The organism is Streptomyces triticirhizae (assembly GCF_003696235.1).
In the GTDB taxonomy this organism is placed as follows: domain Bacteria; phylum Actinomycetota; class Actinomycetes; order Streptomycetales; family Streptomycetaceae; genus Streptomyces; species Streptomyces triticirhizae.
Genome location: NZ_RFFJ01000268.1, coordinates 1 through 6,526, shown reverse-complemented (window position 1 = coordinate 6,526; position 6,526 = coordinate 1). Strand labels below are relative to the sequence as shown.

Annotated in this window: 6 protein-coding genes; 5 read left to right on the top strand and 1 reads right to left on the bottom strand. The window is 73.4% G+C overall.

Annotation, left to right across the window (positions count from 1 at the left end; genetic code table 11):
- From infB to EBN88_RS27690, 5 genes are all read left to right on the top strand, one after another.
- On the top strand, nt 1-1,981 hold a 1,981-nt coding region (infB, locus tag EBN88_RS27710), incomplete at its 5' end, for a translation initiation factor IF-2 (RefSeq protein WP_233581039.1).
- Between the two features lie 77 nt (nt 1,982-2,058).
- The gene (locus EBN88_RS27705; RefSeq protein WP_122399783.1) at nt 2,059-2,355 is read left to right on the top strand and encodes a DUF503 domain-containing protein; all 297 of its coding nucleotides are present in this window, start codon (nt 2,059-2,061) and stop codon (nt 2,353-2,355) included.
- A gap of 44 nt (nt 2,356-2,399) precedes the next feature.
- Nucleotides 2,400-2,900 (top strand): 30S ribosome-binding factor RbfA, encoded by a 501-nt coding sequence (gene rbfA, locus EBN88_RS27700; RefSeq protein WP_122399782.1) that lies wholly within the window; start codon nt 2,400-2,402, stop codon nt 2,898-2,900.
- Between the two features lie 9 nt (nt 2,901-2,909).
- Nucleotides 2,910-3,815 carry a tRNA pseudouridine(55) synthase TruB gene (truB, locus tag EBN88_RS27695; protein ID WP_122399781.1) on the top strand — a complete coding sequence of 302 codons (906 nt, stop codon included), beginning with the start codon at nt 2,910-2,912 and terminating at the stop codon, nt 3,813-3,815.
- 123 nt (nt 3,816-3,938) lie between these two features.
- On the top strand, nt 3,939-4,883 hold the full coding sequence (locus EBN88_RS27690) for a bifunctional riboflavin kinase/FAD synthetase (protein WP_122399780.1): 945 nt from the start codon (nt 3,939-3,941) through the stop codon (nt 4,881-4,883).
- Nucleotides 4,884-4,923: 40 nt separating this feature from the next.
- Here EBN88_RS27690 and EBN88_RS32785 read toward each other — a convergent pair.
- Nucleotides 4,924-6,526: MinD/ParA family ATP-binding protein (locus EBN88_RS32785; RefSeq protein WP_407703475.1), on the bottom strand; the 1,603-nt coding region annotated here is incomplete at its 5' end.

The following is a 6,526-nucleotide window of genomic DNA, read 5'->3' as shown; positions in this document are numbered from 1 at the left end:
CCGTCCCGGCGGCGGCTTCGGCGGTCGCCCCGGCGGCCCCGGTGGCCGTGGCGGCACGCAGGGCGCCTTCGGCCGCCCCGGCGGCCCGGCGCGCCGTGGCCGCAAGTCGAAGCGGCAGCGTCGCCAGGAGTACGAGGCCATGCAGGCCCCGTCGATCGGCGGCGTGATGCTGCCGCGCGGCAAGGGCGAGGTCATCCGCCTCTCCCGTGGCGCCTCGCTGACCGACTTCGCCGAGAAGATCAACGCCAACCCGGCCTCGCTGGTGCAGGTGCTGTTCAACCTGGGCGAGATGGTCACGGCGACCCAGTCGGTCTCCGACGCGACCCTCCAGCTGCTGGGCGACGAGATGAACTACACGGTTCAGATCGTCAGCCCGGAGGAGGAGGACCGCGAGCTGCTGGAGTCCTTCGACATCGAGTTCGGCGAGGACGAGGGCGGCGAGGAGGCGCTGGTCTCCCGGCCGCCGGTGGTCACCGTCATGGGCCACGTCGACCACGGTAAGACGCGCCTGCTGGACGCGATCCGCAAGACCAACGTCATCGAGGGCGAGGCCGGCGGCATCACCCAGCACATCGGTGCCTACCAGGTCTCCACCGAGGTCAACGGCGAGGACCGGCGGATCACCTTCATCGACACCCCGGGTCACGAGGCGTTCACCGCCATGCGGGCCCGTGGTGCCAAGTCCACCGACATCGCCATCCTGGTGGTGGCGGCCAACGACGGCGTGATGCCGCAGACGGTCGAGGCGCTCAACCACGCCAAGGCCGCCGACGTGCCGATCGTCGTCGCGGTCAACAAGATCGACGTCGAGGGCGCCGACCCGGCGAAGGTGCGCGGCCAGCTGACCGAGTTCGGTCTGGTGGCCGAGGAGTACGGCGGCGACACGATGTTCGTCGACATCTCCGCCAAGCAGGGCACCAACATCGAGGGCCTGCTCGAAGCGGTGATCCTCACCGCCGACGCCACCCTCGACCTGCGGGCCAACCCGCACCAGGCCGCCCAGGGCATCGCGATCGAGGCGCACCTCGACCGGGGCCGTGGCGCCGTCGCGACCGTGCTGGTCCAGCGCGGCACGCTGCGGGTCGGCGACACGATGGTCGCCGGCGACGCGTACGGCCGCGTTCGGGCGATGCTCGACGACGCCGGGCGCAACGTCCAGGTGGCCACGCCGGCCATGCCGGTGCTGGTGCAGGGTCTGACCAACGTGCCGGGCGCCGGGGACAACTTCCTGGTGGTCGGCGAGGACCGCACCGCGCGGCAGATCGCCGAGAAGCGCGCCGCCCGCGAGCGGAACGCGGCGTTCGCCAAGCGCACCCGCAGGGTCTCCATGGAGGACCTGGACAAGGTGCTGGCGGCCGGCGAGATCCAGCAGCTCAACCTCATCATCAAGGGCGACGCCTCCGGTTCGGTCGAGGCCCTGGAGGCCTCGCTGCTCCAGCTGGACGTCGGCGAGGGGGTCGACCTGCGGGTGCTCCACCGGGGCGTCGGCGCGGTCACCGAGACCGACATCGACCTCGCGGCCGGCTCCGACGCGATCGTCCTCGGCTTCAACGTCCGCGCTGAGGGGCGTGCCACCCAGGCCGCCGAGCGCGAGGGCGTCGACGTCCGGTACTACTCGGTCATCTACCAGGCGATCGAGGAGATCGAGGCGGCCCTGAAGGGGCTCCTCAAGCCGGAGTACGAGGAGGTCGAGCTGGGCACGGCCGAGATCCGCGAGGTCTTCCGCTCGTCCAAGCTGGGCAACATCGCGGGTGTCCTCATCCGCTCCGGCGAGGTGCGGCGGAACACCAAGGCACGCCTGGTGCGCGACGGCAAGGTGGTCGCGGAGAACCTCACCATCGAGGGCCTGCGCCGCTTCAAGGACGACGTGACCGAGATCAGGGAAGGCTTCGAGGGCGGTATCAACCTCGGGAACTTCAACGACATCAAGGTCGACGACGTCATCGCCACCTACGAGATGCGCGAGAAGCCGCGCGCCTGACGCGCTGAGCCGGGGCGGCCCGCGCGGGTGAGAAAACCCGCCGGGCCTCCCCGGCTCTGGCCGTTACGATCTTCGGCATGTATACGGGGACACTCTCGTTTGACCTGCTGCTGGGCGATGTGCGTTCGCTCAAGCAGAAGCGTGCGGTGATACGGCCGATCCTGGCCGAGCTGCACCGGAGATTCCGGGTGAGCGTCGCCGAGGTGGGCGACCAGGACCTGCACCGCCGGGCGACCATCGGCCTGGCCGCCGTCTCCGGCGACGCCGGACACCTGGCCGGCCTGCTGGACGAGTGCGAGCGGCTGGTGGCCGCCCGCCCCGAGGTGGAACTGCTGTCCACGCGGCGGCGGTTCCACGGCGAGGACGACGACTAGCGGTCACGACGACCGCTGGACACGAAAGAGCGAGGAGAGGGACCGTGGCGGACAGGGCACGGGCGAAGCGACTGGCCGACCTCATCCGGGAGGTGGTGGCCGAGAAGCTGCACCGGGACATCAAGGACCCGCGCCTGGGCACCCGGGTCACGATCACGGACACCCGGGTCACCGGGGACCTGCGCGAGGCGACCGTCTTCTACACGGTGTACGGGGACGACGCCGACCGCGAGGAGGTGGCCGCCGGGCTGCGCAGCGCCAAGGGCGTGCTGCGTTCCGCCGTGGGCGCCGCGGCCGGGGTGAAGCACACCCCGAGCCTGACGTTCGTGCCGGACGCGCTGCCGGAGACCGCGCGCAACCTCGACAGCCTCTTCGACCGGGCGCGGGAGCGCGACGAGCGGCTGCGCCAGGAGGCGGCCGGCGCCGCCTACGCCGCCGGGGCCGACCCCTACCGGGAGCCAGGCCGCGACGAGGACGACGATCCGGCCGCCACGGACGAGCCGGCCGACGGCTCGGGCCCGGCCGACCGCGACCGCGAGGACTGAGCTGACACCATGAGCCGTCGCGGAACGGCGGGCGGCCCCGACGGCCTGCTGGTCGTGGACAAGCCCGCCGGACACACCTCCCACGACGTGGTCGCCGTGGTGCGCGGCATCGCCCGCACCCGCAGGGTCGGGCACGCCGGCACGCTCGACCCGATGGCCACCGGCGTGCTGCTGCTCGGCCTCGGCCGGGCGACCCGGCTGCTCGGCCATCTCGCGCTGACCGAGAAGGAGTACCTGGCCACCGTCAGGCTCGGCCAGTCCACCGTCACCGACGACGCCGAGGGCGAGGTCACCGCCTCGCCCGGCGCCGCCGGGCTGACGGCGCGGGCCGTCGCCGCCGAGGCCGGCCGGCTGACGGGCGCGCTGATGCAGGTGCCCGCCAGCGTCAGCGCCGTCAAGATCGACGGGAAGCGCTCCTACCGCCGGGTCAGGGACGGCGAGGACGTCGACATCCCGGCCCGACCCGTCACCGTGCACGCCTTCGAGGTGGGGGAGCCGCACGCGCTGACCGCGCCCGACGGCACCGCCGTCGTCGACGTGTCGGCCCGGGTGGTCTGCTCATCGGGCACCTATGTCCGGGCGCTCGCCCGGGACCTGGGCGCCGCGTTGGGCTGCGGCGGCCACCTCACGGCGCTGCGCCGCACCCGGGTCGGGCCCTACGGCCTGGACGCCGCCCGCACCCTGGACCAACTCCGGTCCGAGCTGGCGCCGTTGTCGCTCGCGGAGGCGGCCGGCGCCGCGTTCCCGCGCTGGGACGTGGACGCCCGGCAGGCCACACTGCTGGGCAACGGGGCCAGGATCGCCGTGCCCGAGCTGCCGAAGGGGCCGGTCGCCGCCTTCGACCCCGACGGGCGGCTGATCGCCCTGGTGGAGGCCGACGGCGAACGCAGCCGCAGCCTGGCCGTCTTCGTCTGAGGCGCCGGGCGCGACCGCGCGGCCACCCGGCGCGGGTGAGGCGAGGCGGACGTCCCCCGTACGAGTGGCGGCGGGTACCGTGGATCGGCAGGACTTTGCACGAGGCGGCGAGGAGCGAAAACGGTGCAGCGCTGGCGTGGCATGGCGGATGTCCCCGGGGACTGGGGGCGCAGCGTCGTCACCATCGGTTCCTATGACGGTGTGCACCGTGGGCACCAGCTGATCATCGGGCAGGCGGTCGAGGCGGCCCGGGAGTCGGGGCTCCCCACGGTGGTGATCACCTTCGACCCGCATCCCAAGGAGGTCACCCGGCCCGGCTCCCACCCGCCGCTGCTCGCCCCCCACGACCGGCGGGCCGAGCTGATGGCCGAGCTGGGCGTGGACGCGGTGCTGGTGCTGCCGTTCACCAAGGAGTTCTCCCAGCTCTCGCCGGCCGAGTTCGTGGTGAAGGTGCTGGTGGAGCGGCTGCGCGCGGAGCTGGTCGTGGAGGGGCCGAACTTCCGCTTCGGCCACCGGGCCGCCGGCACCGTCGACACCCTGGCCGAGCTGGGCGAGACCTACGGCTTCGGGGTGCGGGTGGTGGACCTCTACGCGAGCGGGGCGGCCGGCGGCGGGGAGCCGTTCTCCTCCTCGCTGGCCAGGCGGCTGATCGCGGAGGGCGATGTGGCCGGCGCCGCCGAGGTGTTGGGCCGCCCACACCGGGTGGAGGGCACCGTGGTGCACGGCGCCCAACGCGGCCGCGACCTGGGCATCCCCACGGCCAACCTGGACCTGGTGCCGCACTCGGCGGTGCCGGCCGACGGGGTCTACGCCGGCTGGCTGCTGGCCGCGGGGGAACGGATGCCGGCGGCCGTCTCGGTGGGCACCAACCCGCAGTTCCACGGCACCCAACGGACGGTCGAGGCCTATGCGTTGGACCGCACCGACCTGGAGCTGTACGGGGACTGGGCGGCGGTCGAGTTCGGTCACTTCGTGCGCGGCCAGGACACGTTCGACTCGCTTGAGGCGTTTCTCGACCAGATTCACCGGGACATCGACCGGGTGCGCGAGCTGACCCGGGAGGGCTGACGCACGACGGCCGGGCCCGGGTGGGCCCGGCCGTTGACGCTCAACCCTGCGGGGGGCGCGGCGGGTTCCAGCCGCCGGGCTGCTGGGGCGCGCCCGGGTAGCCGCCGCCGGGCGGGGGCGGCGGTTGCTGCGGCTGCGGGTAGCCGTAGCCCTGCTGCTGCGGATACCCGTACCCCGGCTGGGGCTGCTGCTGGGGGTAGCCGTAGCCCTGTTGCTGGGGAGGCTGCTGCTGGCCCGGCAGCGGGGGAGCGACCTGCGGCGGCATCCCGCCGTCCGGCGTCCACAGCCCCTGCTCCTGCTGCATCCGCGCGAAGTCCTCCGCGACCAGCGCGGCCAGGTCGAAGTACGCCTGCCGGGTCTTGGGCCGCATCAGGTCCAGGTCCAACTCGGCGCCGGCCGCCAGGTGTTCGTCGAACGGGGCCACCACCACGCCCCGGCAGCGGGTCTGGAAGTGCGCCACGATGTCCTCGACCCTGACCAGCCGGCCCGTCTCCCGCACCCCCGAGATCACGGTGATGCTCCGCCGCACCAGGTCCCCGTAGCCGTGCGCGGCCAGCCAGTCCAGCGTGGTGCTGGCGCTGCTGGCCCCGTCGACCGAGGGCGTGGAGACGATGATCAGCTGGTGGGCGAGGTCGAGGACCCCGCGCATCGCGCTGTAGAGCAGGCCGGTGCCGGAGTCGGTGAGGATCACCGGGTACTGCTGGCCCAGCACGTCGATGACGCGGCGGTAGTCCTCGTCGTTGAACGTGGTGGAGACGGCCGGGTCCACGTCGTTGGCCAGGATCTCCAGGCCCGAGGGCGCCTGGGAGGTGAACCGGCGGATGTCCATGTAGTTGTTCAGGTGCGGGATCGCGCCCACCAGGTCCCTGATGGTGGCGCCCGTCTCGCGCCGCACCCGGCGGCCGAGGGTGCCGGCGTCGGGGTTGGCGTCGATGGCGATGACCTTGTCCTGCCGCTCGCTGGCCAGGGTCGCGCCCAGCGCGGTCGTCGTCGTGGTCTTGCCGACGCCGCCCTTGAGGCTGATCACCGCGATCCGGTAGCAGGACAGCACCGGGGTGCGGATGACCTCCAGCTTGCGCAGCCGCTCCGCCTCGGCGGCCTTGCCCCCGAGCTTGAACCGGGAGGCCGGCTTGCTGGCCGGCTGCGAACGCTGCTTGTTGGCGCGCTTGTTCTGGATCAGCCGGTCGGAGCTGAGTTCGACGGATGCGGTGTAGCCGAGCGCGCCGGGCTGCACCTGGTTCGCGTACGGGTTCTCGCCGCCGGGGCCCGCGTACGGCTGCTGCGGGGGCTGTTGCTGCTGGGGCTGCCCGGGCTGCGGCTGGTGCTGGTGAGGGGAGGGTGGCAGGGCCAGGTGCGCCTGGCCGCCGGCCTGTTGGCCGGGCTGCCCTGGCTGTTGGCCCGGCTGTCCCGGTTGCTGGCCGGGGAACGGGCCCGGCTGCTGGGGCTGCCCCTGGCCGAGGGTGAACTGCGCCGGGTACGGGCGCTGTTCGTGCTGCGGCTGCCCGGGCGGCACCGGCTGTCCTGGCTGTCCCGGCTGGCTCTGCGGCTGGGCGCCCGGCAGCGCCGGGGGACCCGGCTGCGGGCCGGCCCCGGGGAAGCCGGCCACCGGGGCCGGCCCAGGCGTCGGCTGGTTGGGCGCGGCC